This window comes from Rossellomorea sp. GAMAL-10_SWC, from assembly GCF_049568075.1.
Classification (GTDB): domain Bacteria; phylum Bacillota; class Bacilli; order Bacillales; family Bacillaceae_G; genus Gottfriedia.
The window spans coordinates 2,930,544-2,952,132 of record NZ_CP144911.1; the positions used below are offsets into that span (position 1 = coordinate 2,930,544).

The window sequence follows — 21,589 nt, forward strand, 5'->3', positions numbered from 1 at the left end:
AAACTAGTTAGTTATGTAAGTTATTATCCCTATTCCTTTTCCCGAGAGAATAAACAGAAGCAAAAAGAAATATCATAGCTAATCCAACTCCTATAATCATTGAATAATCAAAATAATCTTTAAGTGCCATACCTCCAGAAATAGATGCAACAAACAATAACAAAAAGATAACTGTATAATTCTTTTTCATAATTTCCCATCACCTCTTTGGTATATTTTACCATAAATCTGTAATTTTATATTGCACTATCCTGCCAGTTCGTTCTATAAGAAAATCAATGAACTACTTTAACAAAGCCAATTAAAAATAGAGCCACGAATGTGACTCATAATCTTCAATTAAAGAATAATAATTTGAATCTTTGATGTAATTATTTTAATTTATTGCGTAAAATTTTTTTCATTAACTCATTTGAAATGATTAAAGCTTCACTTTTATTATTTGCTGGACCTGTAAGCATCCATCCGTCTTTACCTGACCAACCTTTCCCATTATGATCTTCTCTAAGTTCCCCGATCGTCACTTTGTTAAAATCTTTGTTAGCAAAGAGAATACCATAGCTATCGATTTTTGGATGTCCATTTTTAAAGTAACCATATTCAATTGTCCCCATGCCATTTTGATCAAATGCTATTTCTAATTTACGATCTTTATTTGGATTAGGATAATTAGCACCTTTTACATCGATTAGCCCTACAAACTTTCTTTTTCCTAATAAAGAATGATGAAGTTTGCCCTTTATTTTTATCGTCACAGGATTTACTTGATCATGACCGGAATCCAATTGAAATTCAACACCCTTTATTGACTCATTTACAGTCTTTGGAATGTAATAATAAACACCAATAGCAACTAAAAAAGCGAGAAGTATGCAAGAAACAATGACCTTTTTCAAGAAAATCACCTACATTCGTTAATCTTCAAGTGATTCGTACATTTTAAAAAATTAGCCTAAACACCAATTAGCGATTAAAACAACTATTGTTAATTAATTTTTAGTAACAGGTTTCTCTTCCCGTTTTCTTTACTCTCATCAATATTAAATGAATCAATAAATGTAATAAAATTTTTATAGAAATTAGGAAATAATTGATATAGCAAACCTATACTGAATAACCCCCATCCTAAAACCCTGAAAAAATGAGGACCCGTAAAAGTATTAAAATATGTCATCAAGACAAATAAAAGTCCAACTAAAATATACAAAGCACACACAAGATTTCTCAAATTCATTCCACCTTTTTACGGTTTCTCATAGTACTTAAAATAGATTTCAATTCATTTAATACATTCGATATGCATTAATTTATTCCTTTTTATTCCAATACAAGTTTGAACAACAAATAATGGTCTACCGAAATAGAACAAATTGCAACTAAACCACAATCAATCATCTAAAGAAGTTATCATTTTAAAAAAATAAATTGTACAATTCTCCTGTTTTTCATTTTCCTTTCATTATTATGTGTGATTATAAAAATGTACTTTAATATCACATAGAAAGGAATTCATTTATGGAGACAAAACAAAATAAAATAAATACTCTGCTTAACAAGGTACCGGAAGTTACAATCTTTTTCTGGATTATTAAAGTTCTATGTACAACTGTTGGTGAAACATTTGCTGATTTTTTAAATTTTAACCTAGGTTTGGGATTAGGACTTACTACTGTGCTTATGGGTGTAGCATTTTTTATCTCTTTATTTTTCCAATTCAAAGCAAAGAAATATGTTCCAAGTATTTATTGGATCACTGTTGTTCTAATAAGTGTATTCGGAACATTGGTAACTGATAATTTGACTGACGCTATTGGTGTACCGCTTGAAACAAGTACGATTGTATTCTCAGTGCTGCTTGCATTAACGTTTCTTTTTTGGTTCCTTAGTGAAAAAACACTTTCGATCCATTCAATTTTCACAATAAAAAGAGAAACATTTTATTGGTTAGCGATTCTTTTTACATTTGCACTAGGTACAGCTGTTGGGGATTTATATTCTGAGCAACTTGGACTAGGGTATTTTAAAACTGGTGTAACGGTTATTGTGATCATACTTTGTGTATTCTTAGCTTGGAAGTTTTTAAAACTTGATGGAATGTTAGGGTTCTGGATTGCGTACATTCTTACACGTCCACTTGGGGCATCACTAGGAGATTATTTATCACAACCAAAAGTGAATGGTGGTTTAGGTTTAGGAACAACAAGTACAAGTATCATTTTTCTAGTCGCAATTTTAGCGATCATTGTTTTCCTTGCTGTTACAAAAATTGATATTTCATTATCTATTGAAAAAACAGATGAAAATAGCAGTAAAAATAATATAATGACACAAACTATATTAGCACTGTGTATTTTCTTAGCAGTTGGTATTGGTGGTTATTTTAAATTATCATCAAATGCAGCTTCTACTGAAACAACATTATCTGGTCAATTAACAGATTTTGCAAAAATAGAAAATAAAATGTTGTCGGATGTGAATTCAAAGAACTTTAATTTAGCTAAAAAAGATGCTGACAGTTTAGAACACAATTGGGATACTTCAGAGGCTAAACTTAGAAAAATAGATAGTACTTCTTGGACTAAGATTGATGGTACGATTGACGTTGTATTAGCAGCAGCTCGTACTTCAACTCCAGATGTAAATAAATGTAAATCGGCAATTAATCATTCACTTGATGTAATAAACGCTGCAAATAAGTAAAATACATTTAACATAAAGAAAAAGCATTTCTTAGTATGAGAAGTGCTTTTTCTTTTTGTCAAAATGAAAAGGATATTCAATAACAATAATAATATAACAAAAATCAACATAAATTTATTGTAAAACGATAAATTATATGTTAAATTCATATTGTCATTAAATAAGTGAGGTATTTAATATGAATGTTAAAAGAGGTTCAACTACTTTCTTAAAAGCAATTATTTTTCTCGTTGGAATTGCAGTGCTTGCTTTATGTATATTTTTGGTACCAAATATCGGGAATTTTGCATCAAAATTGTATCCAAATATTGCCTCGATGAAATATCTCGTTTTCATGGTGATGTATGGTGCGGCTGTGCCTTTTTATTTTGCTCTCTATCAGGCTTTCAATCTTTTACGCTACATTGACGACAACACTGCGTTCTCGGAATTATCTGTAAAAGCATTAAAGAACATAAAGTACTGTGCGATTGCAATCAGTGGTATATATGTATTAGCTACTCCGCTCGTTCGTTTTATAGCGAGGAAAGTTGACCCTCCTATTGGATTTTTAGGACTGATCATCATATTTGCTTCGTTAGTTATCGCCGTTTTTGCTGCTATCCTCCAACAGCTTCTACAAGAAGCGATTAACATAAAATCAGAAAATGATTTAACGGTCTGAGGTGGATGGTATGGCAATAATTATTAATATTGATGTGATGTTAGCAAAACGAAAAATGAGCGTAACGGAGCTTTCAGAAAGAGTTGGAATCACGATGGCGAATCTTTCCATTCTGAAAAATGGTAAAGCAAAAGCTGTTCGTTTTTCAACACTAGAAGCGATCTGTAAGACATTGGATTGTCAGCCAGGTGATATTTTGGAGTATAAAATGGATGAAGACACTCAATAAAAACAGACAACATTTAGAATTTAAGGGATAGCTTAATTGCTATCCCTTCTTACTTTTATTGATGTAATTTAGTCAGTGGATCTTTAGGAATATTCATAGATGCTAAATCTCTAACACTACTGCCATTTCTTTACCAAATCGATCGCCATGATCAATAAATCCTAAACTTGAATATAAATTATGTGCGCCTAAGTTTTCAGGGTGATATCCTACAACAATTCTTTTGGCATTTGGTAGTTTACTCATTTCATTGATCATTAATTGAGTTGCAATTTTACCAAGTCCTTTTTGTTGAAAATTCTTATCTACCATTATTCTATATATCCAATAACCATCTAGTTCTTCTTCAGTAGTATTAAACATTAAAAATCCAACCGCTTTACCTTCAAAATGAATAGCATATGGCTTTAGTGAAGATTCAAATTTCGATTGAGCAATCGAGATTGCATTCGGTTCAATGTGACTCTTTTGATCTTCAGATACCTCTAATAGACAGCATTCATACCAATTTTCTGCATTTAATTCCACAAGTTCTACGTTTCTGTTCTGCATAGTTTCTCCTTGGTTCCAATTATTTGAGCTGATTTGCCCTAATCATAATTTTAACAAATTTTTCCAATGTATAATTAGGACGTTTATCCTAATTCAGCTAAACTATTAGAACATAGTTGACTAAAAAGGATTCTTAAACAAAAAAATAACCTCTCATCATTGAGTGGCTATTTCTTTCACGATTTCGATAAATTTTTTACCTATATTAGAAAGCTTTTTGTTTTTTGGATAGATTACCCATAAATCCTTCACAACGTATTCATTATTTTCTTTATAAGGAATCGATCTTAAGATTCCACTTTTAATATACGGATGAAATTTAGCGCCTGACTCATGAGAATACACAAACACATTATGTTCTCTAACAGCCTCTGTAAGAATATTCATACTGTTTGTTGTTACTCTTATTTTATTTTTATTTTCCTTAATTAACTTAGAATAATAATAATCAGAATAGATTGAATAGCACGCTGTATCCATTTCTAATACATCAGCTTTTGTTACGTAGTCCAAATGATAGAGAGGGGAGTTTTTTCCTACAATAACGTGAACATGATCAGTCCGAATTAATTCATAGTTAATATTTTTTTCACTCTTTAGTATCTCTAAATCTTGAGGGAAAAAGCAAAAATCATATTCAGTGTGTTTAATTGTTTCCATAATTAGTGGTGGATCTTTTTCCTCGATTTCAATCGTTACTTTCGGATGTTCATCTTTAATTCTGTTCATTGCTCGTAGAAGTACTGCTGCAAAAGTAGGAGCAGCTACTATTTTCAAATGAATCTTTTTATTATTTTTATAATCATACAGCTCTTCATTTAACTTACTAATAATTTGTAAGACTTCACTAGCTCTATTTATTAAAATCTTTCCTTCTTCTGTTGGAAATGTCCCTTTTCTTGAACGGTTAAAAATACTTATTCCCATTTCATGCTCTAATTGGGAGATCGATTGACTTAGACCTGAACTTGTAATATGCAATTTTTCTGCAGCCTTAATAATTGATTTCTCGCTTGCAACTTTTACGATATATTCCATTTGCTCGAAATTCATAAATTCTCCTCGAATAAGAGTATACACACTTATATTTTCTTTCAATTGAAGTTGTATTCATTCTAGCACGAAAAAGTAGTACAATTCAAAAAACGAATCACCTGTGTGCACCAAAGTAGGGGGAATTTAGACTAATAAACTGTTTGAACAATCTTGCCATTTACTTCATCTACTATTATAGAAAAAATTCCTTTTTTTACTTTGATTCTGTTAAATTAAAATGTTGATTTTTGAAAATTAAAAAGAGGTTGTCTAATAAGAGCCTTAATGAACTCTTCTTCAACTTACTTATGCGTTAGTTGGGTAATGACAAACCCGCTATTTTAATTTCAAAGGTTTTTTAGCTTGAGAATAAATTTTTCACTCCACTTTCGGCACTGATTTATTGATAGCTATAACGTGGTCTATAAATCTGATGATTAATTGACCTAGAAAATATAATATAAAATAGAAAATTGGTGAAATATTTCTTTCGATTATCTTATATGGACCAATTTCTGGTATGAAAATTTCCATTAAAATAATAGATAATAAAAGTACTAGTGTATTTACTATGAAAACGTGACTCATTTTTAATCGAGCTAATAATAACCCCATAATAAGAGTTGCAAATAATAAAAAATAAGATGTATATGGTACTCGGTTCAAGTCAAACCATGTGGTAAAAAAAGGAATCGGTAATAAATAGATTAAATAAAAAGCTTTTTTCAATAAAACAACCTCTTTCGAACTTTTTAATAAGAGCCTTAATTACTTTTGTAATAGTAACAAATTTTAATAAAACTTATTGAACTATAGTGCCAATTAGTTGAACAAGAAAATAAACAATCTACTTTAACAGAGCCTTTCTTTTAAAAATTGACCTTGAGAAAAGTCTAATAATTAACTGTCCTCCTAGAAAAAGAATTGCCGTAAATATAATAGCACCATTTCTACCTACTGGTTTAAACCAACCACCATCGTTAGCAATAAAATATGTAGCTAATAATATAGAAATTAAACAAGACAATATATTTATTAAAATAACGTAAGAAATTTCAATCTTACCTGACAAAAAACCAGGTAATATCACATAGATTAGAGTTAGACTATTCAAATATGGTGCTTCTTCTTGCTTAATGTGTTGTCCATATTCATAAAAATGAAACAAGAATGGTGCAGGGAATAGCGAAATAATTAACCATAAAATCTTCATATTTCCTCCTATGAAACCTCTATCTTCTAAGACTGTTTGTTAATTCAGATAGACGATTCATTACATCTTCCCGATCGAAAGAGCTATACCAACGATAGTCTGAATCATCTAAAATACGATAATGTTGACTTATTACATTTTGTTGTACACGATAGACGCCTCTTTGCTCAACTTCATGCCAAAACAATCTTCCGCCTAGTGTTTTATCTTTTGGAGTATTCATTTCATCATGTGCGAGTGTTTCAATAACCTCAAACGGTTCATCTCCAAAAATGTTTTTCAAAATCATACTATCCTTGAACAAAGCACATACAGCTACTGTATTTGTCCACCCTAATGAAGTTCGTTCTTTTTCAATTTGAACAAGTGTTTTTTTTGAAATTCCAAGAACAGTTGCCATTTTCTCTTGAGAATATCCTTTTTCTAATCGAATCATTCTTACATTTTGTGATATGAGTTCGATTATTTTATCTTTATTCATTTTTAAATCACTTCCTAATGAATAGATTTATACAAATTATTTATATTACCCAGTAGTATCCATCGACTACTTTTAGTGTAATATTACACCTTTTGTATTCACTTGTAAATTATTTCCTTATAGTAAAATAATTAAGGGTATAAGAAAAGAACCTTCATTTGAAAGTTCTTTAGATTTTGACTTCTATATTAAAACCTAGATGTTTCTCCAATAAAAAAATCCGCATTTACGACACAGGTTTTGTTGAACTAGAGAATTACTTTAGTTGAAAAAGGTTACCAATTACCTTAATCTCCTATTGCTTCGACTAAATTATTCCCTTGGAGTGCTTCTTCACATAACTCCTTTAACTTCATTGAAAAGTATCTTATTTTTTGGTCATCTATTTTATCAGAATTGTATTTCTCCGATAAACCATTACAAATGTTTATTAACTCCATTATCTCTTGTATGGAAAAATCTTTATCACCATATTGATCTAAACCTATAAGTAGATCAAACTTCTCTCTTGGGCCATTTGCTTTATATCTTTGCCAATATTTCTCTCTCGTACAAAGAAAACCCTGTAATTCTTCTCTAAACTTTATATGCTTTCCAGAATACCTTGATTTGATATAGAAATCTAAACCTATACCAGAATCAAAATATTCACTTAAACTTTTTTTATGGAAATTTTTATCCATAATTTAACCACCGTTTCTTTTATATATCAGTTCTATATCGTGGTGAAGAGATCAGATGTTTTAGTTGCATAAGAAATATTGAAAGAACTTGTAAAAGGAGAAAAATTGATAAATAGGAGACTAATTCCGAATCCCCCACATATTTAAAAATCAACTGGATAGTCGATCATGTTTTACTAAAGCATGAGTTCGTTACATAAGAAATTATATTATTATAAATTTTTGATTGTTTCTTATTTCGTTTAACACATTTGTAAAATCATGTGTAGAATCTCTACTTGTATCTAAAAAATGTCTTTCATCTATCATTGATTCTCTAAATTCATTAACTAATATAAGACAGCGTTCACCCATTCTATTTTCGGGTATTCTCATATTATCTCTATTAATCAAAGTTTGATTATCAGCCCATAAAATTACATATTTTAGTTCGACATTTAAGTCCTTAAGATTTTCATCTAACCATTTTGCTTCGTTCGGAAAAGTTACAAAATCTATTACAACATCATTACCATAACTAAGAAAATTTCTTGTTAAACTTAAAATATTATTCCAGATTAATAAGTTCTCTTTCTCGCTTTCCCACGGCTTTTCTCTTCCATTAATGTGCATATGACTTACATAGTCCCCAGAGATGTATGCACTATTACTGAATGTATTAACAAGTTCTTTTGAAGTAGTAGATTTACCGACACCTGCTGGTCCAGAGATTATATATACTTTATTCACTTATAATCCTCCACATTTAGATAATATAAATTTCTACGATTATTGCTATAATACCTTGTTCAACTAAACTGCCATTATGTTGAATAAAAATCTTTATAAAAACAATTCCATTTCACTATCTTTATTAGTAAAACCCATTTTTTTATATAGTGGCCGTCCATCCTCAGAAGCGTGCAACCAAACTCGCTTAACTCCATTTTTTTTACATTCATCAATACATTTTTCAAGCAATCTTCTAGCTAATCCATTACCACGAAATTCATTCACTGTGTACATATTTAGTATATAAGCTTCAATCCCTTGCAAATTCTCTAAATATGGTGGTCTTTTAAATAAGACCATCCCACTAATACTTACTGGTACCCCATTATTTTCTGCCATATAGGATATAAATTCATTTTTTGAAAGTGCAGTATTTAAATATTCTCTAGTTGAAGTTTCGATCAGTTTCTCTTCTTCAAGAGACTTCAATTCTTCCAATTCATTTAAAAGCTTCAAACGTAAACTTATTACTTGCTCAATATGTTCATGGGTTACTTTAATAAAATTGAACAATTAAACACATCCTTTTTTCTGATTTTCTATATGTATATAACTGTTTATTTCTTAAAATAGAACATAAAAAAGAATCAACTAAACTGTCGACCTTTTAATCTAAATTATAGCCCACGGTCTTTATCAAACCTTTCATCCGAAATCCATCCAGCAGAAAGACCACCTAAGCATTAATTTGAATGATATCTAGTACTATAAGTGCAAAAAAACTGATTCAAAAGGTCAAATTTTTAAACTCTTCAAATCAGCCCCAACTAAACTTTCTCTGAAAAATACTTATTCATCTTATATAGTAGACTTTGTCAAGATATCCCAAGCTTTCTCGCTGCTTTTGCTGGCTGCCCAAGTGAATCATCAAGAGCTTTTACTATGTACTTTCTCTCGATTTGATCTAAAATTTCTGTTAAAGGGAGGTCGTCATTCACTGATTCAATTAAACTTTCATTCTTCATTTCACGTATTTCTCTTGGAAAGTCCTCAATTACAAGTGTTTCGCCGTTACATAAAACGACTGCCCTTTCAATTGCATTTTCTAGTTCACGTACATTTCCTTGCCAATGATAGTTCATTAAATAATTTAATAACACTCGGTTAGCTTGATAATTTTTTTGATGCTTGTTTCGATACTTATCTAGAAATTTTTCTACTAAGAGTGGAATGTCTAACTTTCGCTCCCTTAACGGTGGAATATATAGGTCAACGATATTTAATCGATAATATAAATCTTATCGGAACTTGCCTTCTTCTACTAATTTCTTTAGATCCCGATTCTCGTCCACTAAATGAGTATTATCAATTATTATTCAATTACATATAACCGTTTTAATTATATTTGGTGCAAACTTCTATCACCTGTATACTAACATTAGTTTAATAAGTATTGCTTTTATATTTGTTACAATATATAAACATAAAAAAAGATACCCTATATGGCATCTAAAATTAAAACCGAACAAGGATTCCAGTCTTATCATCAGAATGAATCTTACTTTTCAACTCTTCCATTTCTAATCGTTTTGAATATTCTTCAAAACCAATCTCTTTAATTACTTTAAAAGAATGGATCAAATCAAACGTCGGATGAAATAATCCATCACTGATTAGTAAAATTGACTTTAAATTTTTTGTATCAATCGATCCCAATTGAATGTAGTTTGCGACAACTTCAGTTCCATTTGCAACTGAGTAACCATCAACTGTATTAGCCATGCTTCGATTATAAATAAGTTGATTTTTAATAGACTGGTAGTATGATTCATCTGGTAAAATCAGCCCCTGTTTCCGTTCTTTTTCCCGTCTCAATTTTGCCCTTCTACTAATATCCTTTACTGTATCTTTCGTTAAGATATTTATTTGGCCATTATGATTTTCTGCTAAAATCATACAATCCCCAAGTTGGGCAAATGATATCCTTTGCTTATCAAATTTAATAATTGCAACGCATGTTGACCACAGTTCCTCTGGACGGTTTATGTCTATGTCATTTGACTTCATTTCATCCATCAGTCTTCTATTTACTTGAATAATTCCTTCTGATAAAGTCATTTCAGCTCTAAAATGATTTTCAAAATACTTTCTAAATAAATTCGAAGCAATATATGCACCATTCATGCCATCAGCATTCTTAAATGAAGTAATTGGTGTTGCTCCATCAAAAACTCCATATACATTTATTTCGTTGTTTACTACCATTGCATCCTCGGACACTTTTTTTGAAAGAGATACTCTAGCACTAGTATTAATCTCCATATTTTTATCACTCCCGAAAAGATTCACGAATGAATTTGCAGGTCTTTAAATTAATATGGAACACAAAAAGGATTATGTACTTTTTCTATTTTAATTCTTAAAAATTTGGCTCTGGTAAAAAACTGTGAAGAAGTAAGTACTTCCATAATTGGTAAAAAGTTTCCAAAATTTAACAAATTTTCACATAACAGAAACATCTCGTTAACAAAAACTAATTATACTTAAACATTGTTGCTTGTAAGACAACAAAATACAAAAAAGAAGGTGTATCATGAAAAATCGTATTCAATCAAAAAAGCTATTAACATTAGTTGCTGGAAGTGCACTTGCAATCACTTCATTATTCAGCAATGATCAGAAAGCATTCGCATGGTCTGACGAGGATGTTCACAATCAAGATCATAGTACACATCATTTTATCGTAAATGGCAGTGTCAAACTTATAGCCGATAATACGAATCCTGCAATCAACAAGCCTACGACATTGCTTAATCAGTTTCGCGATCGTTGGGAACAGGGCTTATACGATGCGGATCATATTAATCCTTTTTATGATACGGGCACATTTATGTCTCACTTTTATGACCCAGACACCCAAACAAATTATACGGGGGCTTCTTATCCAACAGCTCGTCAATCAGGAGCGAAGTATTTTAATCTAGCATCGGATTACTATAAAAAAGGCGATTTTAACAATGCATTCTACTACTTGGGAGTTTCTTTGCACTATTTTACAGATGTAACACAGCCTCTACATGCTTCAAATATTTCCAATCTAGATCATAACGCACCGGGCTATCATTCGAAGTTTGAAAATTATGCGGAAAGTATTCAAAGTCAAATGACGTTGCCAGATTCAGGTTTATATAATTGGATTTCTTCGACTAATCCTGAAGCATGGATTCATCAAGCTGCGGTGCAAGCAAAATCCGTTTTACCTCAAGTTTGGAATGATACGATCATTAATTACTTCTGGCAAGCAGCATACAGTAATTATTATTCTGCCATGTGGAAGAACGAGGTAAAAAATCCGACTCTTGTTCAGTTGAATCAAGCAGAACGAGAGACTGCTGGATTCATAGATATGTTTTTTCGCGTAAACGGTGTAGAAATGCCTGTGACGGTATATAAGGAAAATGCTTTTGGCGGTGCATCAGAAATATTAGGAGCAGGTAATTATGATTACGATCAGCTTGTAAAAGGTATTGGCAATGATACCATTTCTTCCATCCATATTTCACCTGGTTATCAAGTCACTTTATTTACCGATGCCAATTATAAAGGAGCATCGACAGTTCTTACAGATGATGTTAATGATTTAGGCAACTTTAATCATCAAGTATCAAGCTTAAAAATTGTGAAGATCTCAGCAATTTCTAAGTAATCCGAGACAAATTCATTTACTCTAATCATTTTATCTGCTTCAAAATAAAATTGAATTGTTTACCAAACAAACATAAAAGACCTAAAAATAGATAATGATGATATAATTTACATCTAGAAGTTAATCACGGAGGCTTTATGAAAAAAATTTTATTTATTATCTCTTTATTTATCGGTGCTTTTTGTTTAGGTCTATATGATGCACCATCATATGTATTTGGAATCTTTTATGTTGCAGTTCTTTTCTTATTTTTTTGGACAATGTTTTATCCATTTTATTTTTCAAAAAACCTATTGCGTATCGAACGGTTTCTAAGTAAGCAATCAAAAAAATCAATCCTTTATTTTCTTTATTCAATTACAAACCATATGCATGATGAAATCGAACAGTCGTATCAATACGTTATGAAGAAACGAATTAACCCCTCAAAAAAAGCCGTTTATCAGGTTGTATACGGCTTTTCAAATAAAGATTTGTCATTTATTAAGGAACGAATTGATTTCATTATAGTACCTGAGTGGAATTCATATTACAAAACACTTCTATTTATTGAAGAAAATGAATTAGAAAAAGCAAAAGCAACAAAGGATTCAATGCGTTCAAAGAAATTTAAAAACGTACTTGAGTTCGAACTATTACTTAAGGAAAACAAACGTGATGAAGCGAAAACAATATTATCTCGTTTGATTTCAAATTCAAGAGGCTATCATTATTACATATTATCTAAGCGATATGAAGAAACATTTAATACAAAAGAGAAAATATAATCTTGCTAAACGGGACGGTATTTCCGTCCCTTCTATTCATCAAAATTCCTTGTCGCAGACGCGGCTTTTTTTATGGAATAAGAAATTATTTAAAAATAGTATAGTCCTATCGGATAAGTCATCATATAATAGTAAAGGTATTATTTATACAAAAAAAGTGAGGTGGAACATTTTTATGGGTAGTCCCAGTATAGGTGAGTCGGATAATTTATCGACGACATCAGAGGAAGTCAAACAATTGAATATCCAAGGAGGATTACATCATAAAAATGTAGTCCAACTTTTATAAGCTTTTGAAGGCTTCCTCTATAAAAGAGGAGGTTGGAATATGGTACACAACATTTGGAAGCAAATTAATTTAAAAAAACAAGTTGAGAAACCAAAAAAAATTCAAGGGTTTGATATTGATTTAAACCAAGAAAATTTATCACGAATTGACCGATTAGTGGATCGTTATGAGTCAGAAATTCTGCAACATTTAAATAGTGATTACACCCAACGAACAAAATTGTCTGAGAGAATCGCGGATAAAATCGCGCAATTTGGTGGTAGCTGGAAATTTATTATTTGGTTTAGTTGTACACTTGCTGTCTGGATGATTTGGAATAGCTTATCATTCACAAAAGCTTTTCATTTTGACTCTGCGCCTTTTATCTTGTTGAACTTATGTCTATCTTTTATTGCAGCATTTCAAGCACCCGTCATTATGATGAGTCAAAACCGTCAAGCAGCACGCGATAAGCATGAATCCGTTATCGATTTCGCAATAAATTACAAAGCCGAACAAGAGATTGGCGACATGCAAAGTCGTCTAACCAATATAGAAAGTCAATTAGCAGAGATTAGAGATTTACTTAAGCAGAGAAATTAATGATATAAAAGAATATTTATAGTGTGAATCCCTTTATAGGAGGCAGAAGAAATAGTTGTCTCTTATAAGGGGATTTTTTAATGGGAAAATTGGTTTCATTAATATATAAATGAAATTTACAATGGATAATTGGCCGTTCTGCTTCAATTCTAAAATCTACTTAGAAAATAAGTCGAATAATACCCTAACTGGTATGAGTATTATTTTAGCTTATTTGCAGTTTTAGTAATTTTAATTGTAGTTTTACTAATTTTAATTTCTGATTTGCTATTTTTATTTGCAGCTCACCTTTTATTTGCACCTTCACATTGTTTATTTGCACTGATGCACTTCTTATTAGGAGTTTTATCAATAAAGTTCTAATTTAGATGCTCGCCTATTCTTGCCTACCAATGAGTTGATTGATTAATCTATTTTTTTGTAAATTTTGTGTAATCTTGCTTCTTTCACAATGAAATTTGATTTATTTTTCCATATTAGTGATATACTTAAATTATTAAATCCCTATTATAGGAGGAATGAAAAATGAACGAACAAGATTTAAAAGCATATCGTGCAAATGTCATTTCATCACTAGAGGAAGAAATCGCTCACTACCAAAACTTAATCAAACTAACAAGACATAGCAGACTGAAAGAAAGCCATACATATAATCTTAAATTCATGCAAGAATTATTGGACGCTGAAAAAGCTGATCAAAATAGTTAATCATTAAGAGGTGCCTTCTAAGTGGAAGGTGCCTTTTTTGATGTTGAGAATTGATAATTTTCATTTAATTTATCGCTCACAAGCGTAATGATCATGATATCTATCCATTTTTGCTTGATATACTGGATGACTCTTTGGAACACCTGATGGGTACTTTTTACGTAACTTTGTGCAGTTTGCAAAGAATTCAGTTCCATTACTTGCAGCATACTTAACTGTAGTACTTCCACGATTACTAATAAATAAAAGCTTTCTTTTTATCTAAAGGGCACTAATATTAACCCATTAAAAGGCACCTCCCAAAAGGAAGGTACCCCTCTCAATCTTTATTTACTTCAATCCAAAAGCCTTAATAATGTCTTGATTAATACTATTACCTGCATCATCCCAAGCACTTGCTCTTAATGATACAGAAGATGCATTCTTACGGTTTTCAATTCTTGCTTTCCATCCATCTTTTTCACGGTTTAAATCAACTAGTTCCCAAGTCTTACCTTCATCATATGAAACTTCTAATGTTGCACCTTTCATTTTACCGTTTCCTGGTGCACCATCTACTTGGATCGCTTTCATTTCTAAATCGATCCAACGGCCTGATTTTGCATCACCATTCATGTCAGTTTCTACATTGTAATCAAGCGAGATTAATGGAAGGTCTGTTTTATATTCTTCTTGTTCCTTAGACCAGAATGTCCACTCTGTATGTGTTTTTACTGAATTATCGAAGCGTTCTGGATCACGCCAAGCATCACTAACTACTTTATACTGCGTATTTGCAGTAGGATATTCGTTAAATGAGTAGATTGCTTGTCCTTTCGCTTCTTTTACTAGTTTTGATCCTTGGTATAGCTTTAATGTTTGTGAACCTGGATAATTAGACTCTGAACCTGTACTTCCTACTCCAGAATCAGCCCATGCAGGAATGTTGATGACTAAGTTGTTTCCTGTACGATAAGGCTTCCAGAAGCCATCACCTAAACGAGGACGAGCAACTGGTGAGAACCACTCTTCATCTAATGTTTGTCCTGGTTTATATGTTGCTTTTGGTTGTCGTACTTCCCAAGCAGCATCTAGCACACTAGCTTGATGATACCAAGAAGTGCCTTTTTGAGCAGAAACCCATTCAGTTCGAACTGATGGTAGATTTAATTTCATAGGGTAACCTACTCCATTTGGTCGGTAAGATGGAATATCCCAACGGAACTCGCCACCTGCTGTAGAACTATCTGATTTATATTCAGCATTAATTTTTACAAAATCGTTCGCTTTAGGTGAATAAGTTACGTCATTTGGAATTGCATTGTCATGGTTGTCTACAAGATCATAAACGTATTTCGTATTAGGTGTACCTTTTACATCCAGTGTTACCTTTTTGGACTTCGCAGCCTCAATCAGTTGTTTACCTTCTGTTTGACTGATTGCTACAACCGAAATTGGAGAATCTGAAAGTGACCAATCTTCATTTTCCACTCCAACATATTCACTAATTTCTTCTGGTCCATCGTTTACAGTAATAACTAGTTTTGCACCTGCTGCATATGCTGCTGCAGAGCGCTCCATACCAGTTACTTCATCACTTCGATCAACGATAACAGCCTTACCTTTAACATTTAACCCCTTATAATCTGCTTGAGCCCCTTTACCTACATAAACAGCGTCTAAGTTGTATTTTCCATCTAGTAATGTACTTCCAGCTTGTGGAATATCATCTAACTCATTGCCTTTGAAATTGATTGTCATGTATGGTTCAATCAATCTCCAGCGGGTGTTAAATGTAAATTTACCATTTTTAACTTTCTTAGTTGGCTCAGCATACATCTTATCTACTGTAACTGGCATCACATAGATGTCACTAACATTACTGCCATCAATTTCACGGTAATATTCCATTTTTCTAAAACTTGCTTCTGTTTTATTTGGTACGTTTGCTGTAATTTCATTCGCTTTACGTGCATCCAATGTAACAGTTTGAGGTCCGTCTAAATTAATTTCAGGATCCCCTACAAGTGCAACGCCAGCGTGGTCAGTGTCAGTATCTACATCCATCATTGACATTGCAGAATAAGTTCCTGGTTTTAAACGTAATTCTGTTGTACCGTTAACTGCAATAAAATCCGGAACACCATCTGGGCCAAGTAGATTAATATACGCCAAAGCTGGGTTACCGTCGCGTCCAATTGCATTTAACGTTAATGGATATCTTTCCTCTTCTTTAATCATAGCCAATGCAGTATGCACAACTGTTTTACCATCAACATTTGCTGAAATCTGACCTTGATAACGTTGTCCATTAGCACCTACGTTTGGATCAAGTATAACAGTAACTTTTGCACTACCTTTTGCCGGTACAGTTACCTTGTTCGTTGAAAGTTTAAATAAACCAGCAGGTGCATCAGCATCGCTATTATCAGTAATTTTTGCTGATAGATCTAACGTCACAGCCTTCTCACTGTCGTTAGTGTACGTAATTGTTTTCTCTTTCAATCCATCATTTTCATGAGGCCAAGCATAGAAACCAAAATCAAGTGAACCTGTTGCACGCAAATCACCAAGAGTCGCTGCTGCAACATCAAGACGTCCTGTTCCACCTTCTAACGGCTTAATATCATCTAATTTTTTAGTTGTACTCATTAATGCATCTTTTAGCTGTGCGCCTGTCCAATCAGGATGGCGTTGGGAAAGAATCGCAGCTGCTCCTGCCACGTGTGGCGTAGCCATCGATGTACCACTCATCGAAAGATAAGATCCGCTTCCTTGAGTTGAATATTGGGATCGTGCAGCAGTAATATTTACACCTGGTGCTGTCAGATCAGGCTTTAATCCTTCACTACCAAATCGTGGACCTTTTGATGAGAAGTAAGCAAGATTATCTGATTTATCAACTGCACCAACTGTAAGTGCCGAATCTGCTGCTCCAGGAGAACCGATTCCTTCACGACCTGTATTACCAGCCGCAATAACGAACAGAGAGCCTGTCTCAGCACTTAAATTATTAACTGCTTGTGCCATCGGATCTGTGCCATCACTTGACTCATCACTTCCTAAACTCATGCTTACAATTTTGGCATTATGTGCAGCCCACTCCATACCATCAATAATCCATGAATCAAGTCCAAAGCCTTCATTGCTTAACACTTTTCCTACAATTAGGCTTGCTCCTGGTGCTACACCTTTATATTTCCCACCTGATGCTGCCCCCGTTCCAAGTACAGTAGAGGCAACATGAGTACCATGTGCATGGAAATCACGTACATCTTGATCTGGAACAAAGCTTTTTGTTTCTTTTATTTGACCAGCTACATCTGGATGCTGTGCATCGATCCCTGTGTCAAGAACCGCTACTTTCACACCACTTCCGTTGTAACCAGCATTCCAAGCAGTAGGTGCCCCAATTTGTGGCACACTTTGCTCAAGCGTTGCTTTAACACGTCCATCTAACCAAATTTTATCAATCCCAGGTGTAACTAATGACTTTGTAGATTTGGTAGAATCCGCAGATTTTATATTTTTCTTAACATCTTGCCAAAACTCTTTCGAATCCTTCTTCTCTGCAGAAAGCGCAGCTCCATTAATACTTTCTAGTTCATGTGTTTTCGTTGAAGCTTTTAATGCCGGCTTCAAGCTTGAGCGAGTTTTTGACTCTGAATATTGTACGATAACAGGTAATGTCTTTTGAGACGCATCATCATATCCATCCGCTATTAGTGCAGTAATATTGAATAGATTTCGATCTAATGCACCAGAAGCTAAGTAAGGCATCGCTTGTTTCGGAATAACATATGTATCCTTATTAACCGTCATGATATGTGAACCACCATCAGCTTTATCCGCTGGTTCAACACTGATTACACTTTGTCCATCTGCAAACTCTGTTACAGTAACTACATCACCTGTAATAAGAGTAATCACATGCTTCCCTGTACTTGCTTTTGCGTTAATTCCTTGAAGATTCGTTTCTACAGCACTACTATTTGTTAAGTTTGAAACATTATTGCTTGTCCCAGCAGCTAACGCTTGAAAAGTTGGAACAGCAATAAGAGCAGTCGTCATCATCGCAGTAACATACTTATTTAACCTAGGCTTTCCTGTCATCTTACACTCCCCTATTCTGATAAAATAAAAAAAAGCGACTTCTCATATGAATCTATTAAAATCGATTTTAATCGTTCATATCCAAACCACTTCTTAAAAAGCACTCTACAATATCAAAATATAAAGAATATTCAATTATTGGTCAATTGGGTTATTCAACCCTTGGTTTATCAGCGTTTTCTTAAAATACACTAATTTTTCTAATCATTTTCGAATGATATTAACCCACTTATTTTCACAAAATAAATGACTAGTTATTTACTTTTCAAATTTTTATCTAGTTAAATAAACCTATTAAAAATTTTTATAAATATCAAAAGTAAAAATATATACCTATTACTTTTTTGCTAAAAAACAATGTTATTTGCTATATATAAAAGCACTTAACAATTTGTAATGTTAAGTGCCCTTCCTCTTTTTTTCTATGTGTCTAACCTATTATGAGTATGTGAAAAACCCAGGTTATTCATAGAGTTTCTTACAGATTACTTGCTTTTAAAACTAAATCCTGTCGTAATCAAGCAAGAAAGAAATGCAACGATTGAAACCATTATCCCAAACATCAATCCTATTGAACGCATAAACAGATCTTCACCTGGATAAGAAGGTTCAAGATTTAATAACCAATATAGAAACAAAATTGATAATAAAATATAAAAACTACTTCCTAAAATACTCATTTTAATTCTGTTTGCGTTCGTACCTTGCCATGCCTTATTCACGATTATCCACAAAAAGAAACTTCCAAAGATGGCCAAAATCATTACCAACAAATGGAGAAATGGAATTAGTAGATACGTTAATAGATAAATTACCAGACAAGTAGTAAAAAACAACGTTGCATTCATAATAAACAAGAAAAATCCTGACATCAAATGATTTTGAAACCAACTAGTATTTTTCAATTTAAAAACAAGTTTATTATTTTCACTAAGCTTAGATGATACTGCTCCCCTCTTAAATAGAATGATGAAAACTAGAATAAAAACGCACAATAAAAATAAAGTCAATGACACTTTACCTCCAAATTTAAGTCTTATTATCACTAATCATAAAATGAAATATATTCCAGTAGAGTAACAAACTATGAATTTTATATGAAAAAAGCTATAAACAAGCGGTTAAGCAGTTGTTTATAGCTTTTTTATACGATAAATAATTCTTTCACAAAATAATAACATTCATAAATCTTACTCTCTAATAATTCAACTATAATAAAAGATAATCCTAGTTGAGATGTTAACGACACTAGAAAGGGAAATAATTAAATGAAAAACAAAGCAAGGCATATATTTCTGAGTTCCCTAGTGATGTCTATTACCTCATCCATATTAATTCAATTCGAACCAAATCAACCTGTAACAATAGTTCTCTACTTTTGAAAAAGTAATTTCTATCCCCCTATTCTTTACTTTAAGATCATTTCCATTCGCTTTTATTGTTTCACTGTTGTCATACATATTCAGTTCAATTATTAAAAATCTTATTAAAAAGAAAAGCATCCTACTAGATATTTAATTATCCAGTTTCATTTCATCAATTATTCTATTACTTTTACCCAAATTAATAATTAATCCATTTTTAGATACAAATTATCGACTTTTTTTAATCCCTACTTTTCACTTGTGCCTTTTATGGGTGCAGTTACAATGCCTTATTAGAAAATTTGAAGTTTATAAAAAAGAAATAAAAATGTTCCACTTCCGTTTCTCATTTACTGAATCTTTTACAATTTGATAAGGAGAGATATTTATGAGGATGAAAATACTGGTTTTATTCGCTACAATACTTTTTATAGTTTCACTTTCTGCTTGTAATAATAAAAATAAGTTTGAGAACCAGGTAAATCAGGTAATAGAACTTGAAAAAGATTATATACAAAATAAAATGCAGGTAAAAAATAATGAAAAAATTAAACGCTCTAATATTGTTATTGCAGTCTATAAAAATGGTGACTATATCAATCTATCTTATGATCAAAATAATTCTTCTAGAAAAATAGATTGCTTTTATTTAAAAACGAAAGATTCATAATATATTCGATACTTGAATACAGATAAAGAAATTGAAAAAGTAGAGAAGTACTTAAGACATGCTGATTATATAGAAAATACTTATTACAATTAATTTTAAATATTAAATAAAAAATGGAATGTAAGATAAACCGATACTCCCAGTTTTATCTTCATTCCTATAATTTCTTCATTTTATTCTATCCTCACTACCATTCACTCAATATTACTAACCTCCAAAACAATCTCAATCTTCCGCTTCTTTTTCTCAATCATTCTGGCAATAAATTCACTAAAATCATCTTTTTGGCTTTTTGGGTTTCTATTTGTATCACCACTAATTGCAACTATACGATAAAGAATCTTTAATTGTTCCATATGCTCATTTAGACTCATATTAGATAAGTCCTCATATTGTTCAATGAGCCTTTTTCTAAAAATAATTTCTAAGTCATCGTTTGTGGCGGTTTCGTTTGAAGTATTTTTCCGAATATAAATTTTATCTGTAAATAATTTATCGGAGCCTCTTTTAGCAATAAACGGGATAAATCGATTTTGCTCGGGGATATAAATGATGAAGAAGGTTTTACCACTAAAATATCCGTACATTTCATTCTCATCGTAATCAATTTGTTGAAGATGATAAATTAGCATAGAAGGTAAATAACCATTTAATTTTCTTTGAAAATCGGTTGGATCCTTTAGCTCTTCTTTAAGAATTCCGACTGGGTGATTATCATCATTTACGCCAAAAATAATAGATCCTCCGCCAGAATTCGCCATTGCAATTATTAATTTTGCAATTTGGTCCTCTCTAACAAATGTTTCTTTAAAATCCAATGCATTATTTTCTCCAAAAGATTGTTCAATCAGATTTTTAAGAGAAGCAATATCAAAATTCTTATCTGCATAATTAAATGTATTTAGAAATTCCTGCTTATAAATCGGCCTTTTAACCATCATTCCACCTAGTTTCATATTTTTTAAAATCTAAACTAGATCTGTTATTACATTTAATGTTAAGAGAAAAGAAATGGCACCTAAATATTGTAGAAATTTTTCTGATAAAAAATATAAAGAAAACTCGTTCCCACCACGTCGACTCTTCTTCCCCGCTGCCAATTTATACTTTCTTAATGTGCAAAAAGCCAAAGCATATTGCCTT

General features: G+C 31.9%; 22 protein-coding genes and 1 pseudogene. 8 read left to right on the plus strand and 15 right to left on the minus strand.

Annotated elements, in window-relative coordinates:
- Positions 1–7: 7 nt before the first annotated feature.
- Both V5E38_RS14655 and V5E38_RS14660 read right to left on the minus strand, forming a co-directional pair.
- Entirely contained in the window at positions 8–190 is a 183-nt protein-coding gene (locus V5E38_RS14655) for a hypothetical protein (RefSeq protein ID WP_499210566.1), read from the minus strand.
- A gap of 181 nt (positions 191–371) precedes the next feature.
- Positions 372–896 (minus strand): hypothetical protein, encoded by a 525-nt coding sequence (locus tag V5E38_RS14660; protein WP_499210567.1) that lies wholly within the window; start codon positions 894–896, stop codon positions 372–374.
- 619 nt (positions 897–1,515) lie between these two features.
- On the opposite strand from V5E38_RS14660, the gene V5E38_RS14665 reads away from it, so the two are divergent.
- From V5E38_RS14665 to V5E38_RS14675, 3 genes are all read left to right on the plus strand, one after another.
- Entirely contained in the window at positions 1,516–2,700 is a 1,185-nt protein-coding gene (locus V5E38_RS14665; RefSeq protein ID WP_499210568.1) for a COG4705 family protein, read from the plus strand.
- 178 nt (positions 2,701–2,878) lie between these two features.
- A complete protein-coding gene (locus V5E38_RS14670) occupies positions 2,879–3,364 on the plus strand; it encodes a DUF2975 domain-containing protein (protein WP_499210569.1) in 486 nt (161 codons plus the stop codon).
- 10 nt (positions 3,365–3,374) lie between these two features.
- Complete coding sequence (locus tag V5E38_RS14675; protein ID WP_097978063.1) at positions 3,375–3,593, plus strand: helix-turn-helix domain-containing protein; 219 nt, start codon at positions 3,375–3,377, stop codon at positions 3,591–3,593.
- 102 nt (positions 3,594–3,695) lie between these two features.
- Here V5E38_RS14675 and V5E38_RS14680 read toward each other — a convergent pair whose 3' ends face one another.
- The 9 genes from V5E38_RS14680 to V5E38_RS14720 all read right to left on the minus strand — a co-directional run bounded on the left by V5E38_RS14680 (position 3,696) and on the right by V5E38_RS14720 (position 10,590).
- Positions 3,696–4,145 carry a GNAT family N-acetyltransferase gene (locus V5E38_RS14680; RefSeq protein WP_499210570.1) on the minus strand — a complete coding sequence of 150 codons (450 nt, stop codon included), beginning with the start codon at positions 4,143–4,145 and terminating at the stop codon, positions 3,696–3,698.
- 156 nt (positions 4,146–4,301) lie between these two features.
- Positions 4,302–5,198, minus strand: a complete 897-nt coding sequence (locus V5E38_RS14685; protein ID WP_499210571.1) for a LysR family transcriptional regulator — start codon at positions 5,196–5,198, stop codon at positions 4,302–4,304.
- 829 nt (positions 5,199–6,027) lie between these two features.
- Complete coding sequence (locus tag V5E38_RS14690; RefSeq protein ID WP_499210572.1) at positions 6,028–6,393, minus strand: hypothetical protein; 366 nt, start codon at positions 6,391–6,393, stop codon at positions 6,028–6,030.
- A 19-nt stretch (positions 6,394–6,412) separates the two neighbouring features.
- Positions 6,413–6,874, minus strand: coding sequence for a helix-turn-helix transcriptional regulator (locus tag V5E38_RS14695; protein WP_499210573.1), 462 nt, complete (start codon positions 6,872–6,874; stop codon positions 6,413–6,415).
- 287 nt (positions 6,875–7,161) lie between these two features.
- Positions 7,162–7,557 (minus strand): hypothetical protein, encoded by a 396-nt coding sequence (locus tag V5E38_RS14700; RefSeq protein ID WP_499210574.1) that lies wholly within the window; start codon positions 7,555–7,557, stop codon positions 7,162–7,164.
- 204 nt (positions 7,558–7,761) lie between these two features.
- Positions 7,762–8,286 (minus strand): P-loop nucleotide/nucleoside kinase family protein, encoded by a 525-nt coding sequence (locus V5E38_RS14705; protein WP_499210575.1) that lies wholly within the window; start codon positions 8,284–8,286, stop codon positions 7,762–7,764.
- 93 nt (positions 8,287–8,379) lie between these two features.
- Entirely contained in the window at positions 8,380–8,841 is a 462-nt protein-coding gene (locus V5E38_RS14710; RefSeq protein WP_499210576.1) for a GNAT family N-acetyltransferase, read from the minus strand.
- A gap of 302 nt (positions 8,842–9,143) precedes the next feature.
- Entirely contained in the window at positions 9,144–9,545 is a 402-nt protein-coding gene (locus tag V5E38_RS14715; RefSeq protein ID WP_499213584.1) for an AAA-type ATPase lid domain-containing protein, read from the minus strand.
- 238 nt (positions 9,546–9,783) lie between these two features.
- The gene (locus tag V5E38_RS14720; protein WP_499210577.1) at positions 9,784–10,590 is read right to left on the minus strand and encodes a PP2C family serine/threonine-protein phosphatase; all 807 of its coding nucleotides are present in this window, start codon (positions 10,588–10,590) and stop codon (positions 9,784–9,786) included.
- Positions 10,591–10,861: 271 nt separating this feature from the next.
- On the opposite strand from V5E38_RS14720, the gene V5E38_RS14725 reads away from it, so the two are divergent.
- The 4 genes from V5E38_RS14725 to V5E38_RS14740 all read left to right on the plus strand — a co-directional run bounded on the left by V5E38_RS14725 (position 10,862) and on the right by V5E38_RS14740 (position 14,320).
- The gene (locus V5E38_RS14725; RefSeq protein WP_499210578.1) at positions 10,862–11,974 is read left to right on the plus strand and encodes a zinc dependent phospholipase C family protein; all 1,113 of its coding nucleotides are present in this window, start codon (positions 10,862–10,864) and stop codon (positions 11,972–11,974) included.
- Between the two features lie 137 nt (positions 11,975–12,111).
- Positions 12,112–12,741 (plus strand): hypothetical protein, encoded by a 630-nt coding sequence (locus V5E38_RS14730; protein WP_499210579.1) that lies wholly within the window; start codon positions 12,112–12,114, stop codon positions 12,739–12,741.
- Positions 12,742–13,069: 328 nt separating this feature from the next.
- A complete protein-coding gene (locus V5E38_RS14735; RefSeq protein ID WP_499210580.1) occupies positions 13,070–13,612 on the plus strand; it encodes a DUF1003 domain-containing protein in 543 nt (180 codons plus the stop codon).
- Between the two features lie 525 nt (positions 13,613–14,137).
- A complete protein-coding gene (locus V5E38_RS14740; protein WP_097978078.1) occupies positions 14,138–14,320 on the plus strand; it encodes a hypothetical protein in 183 nt (60 codons plus the stop codon).
- Between the two features lie 69 nt (positions 14,321–14,389).
- Here V5E38_RS14740 and V5E38_RS14745 read toward each other — a convergent pair.
- From V5E38_RS14745 to V5E38_RS14755, 3 genes and pseudogenes are all read right to left on the minus strand, one after another.
- A pseudogene (locus tag V5E38_RS14745) lies at positions 14,390–14,518 on the minus strand (excalibur calcium-binding domain-containing protein); the annotation flags it as partial.
- A gap of 132 nt (positions 14,519–14,650) precedes the next feature.
- Positions 14,651–18,412 (minus strand): S8/S53 family peptidase, encoded by a 3,762-nt coding sequence (locus tag V5E38_RS14750; RefSeq protein ID WP_499210581.1) that lies wholly within the window; start codon positions 18,410–18,412, stop codon positions 14,651–14,653.
- A gap of 485 nt (positions 18,413–18,897) precedes the next feature.
- Positions 18,898–19,134 (minus strand): hypothetical protein, encoded by a 237-nt coding sequence (locus V5E38_RS14755; RefSeq protein ID WP_335447104.1) that lies wholly within the window; start codon positions 19,132–19,134, stop codon positions 18,898–18,900.
- Positions 19,135–20,164: 1,030 nt separating this feature from the next.
- Between V5E38_RS14755 and V5E38_RS14760 the strand changes: the two genes are divergently transcribed.
- Complete coding sequence (locus V5E38_RS14760; protein ID WP_499210582.1) at positions 20,165–20,446, plus strand: hypothetical protein; 282 nt, start codon at positions 20,165–20,167, stop codon at positions 20,444–20,446.
- A gap of 194 nt (positions 20,447–20,640) precedes the next feature.
- Here V5E38_RS14760 and V5E38_RS14765 read toward each other — a convergent pair whose 3' ends face one another.
- Positions 20,641–21,387, minus strand: a complete 747-nt coding sequence (locus V5E38_RS14765; protein WP_499210583.1) for an AlbA family DNA-binding domain-containing protein — start codon at positions 21,385–21,387, stop codon at positions 20,641–20,643.
- Positions 21,388–21,589: the final 202 nt, after the last annotated feature.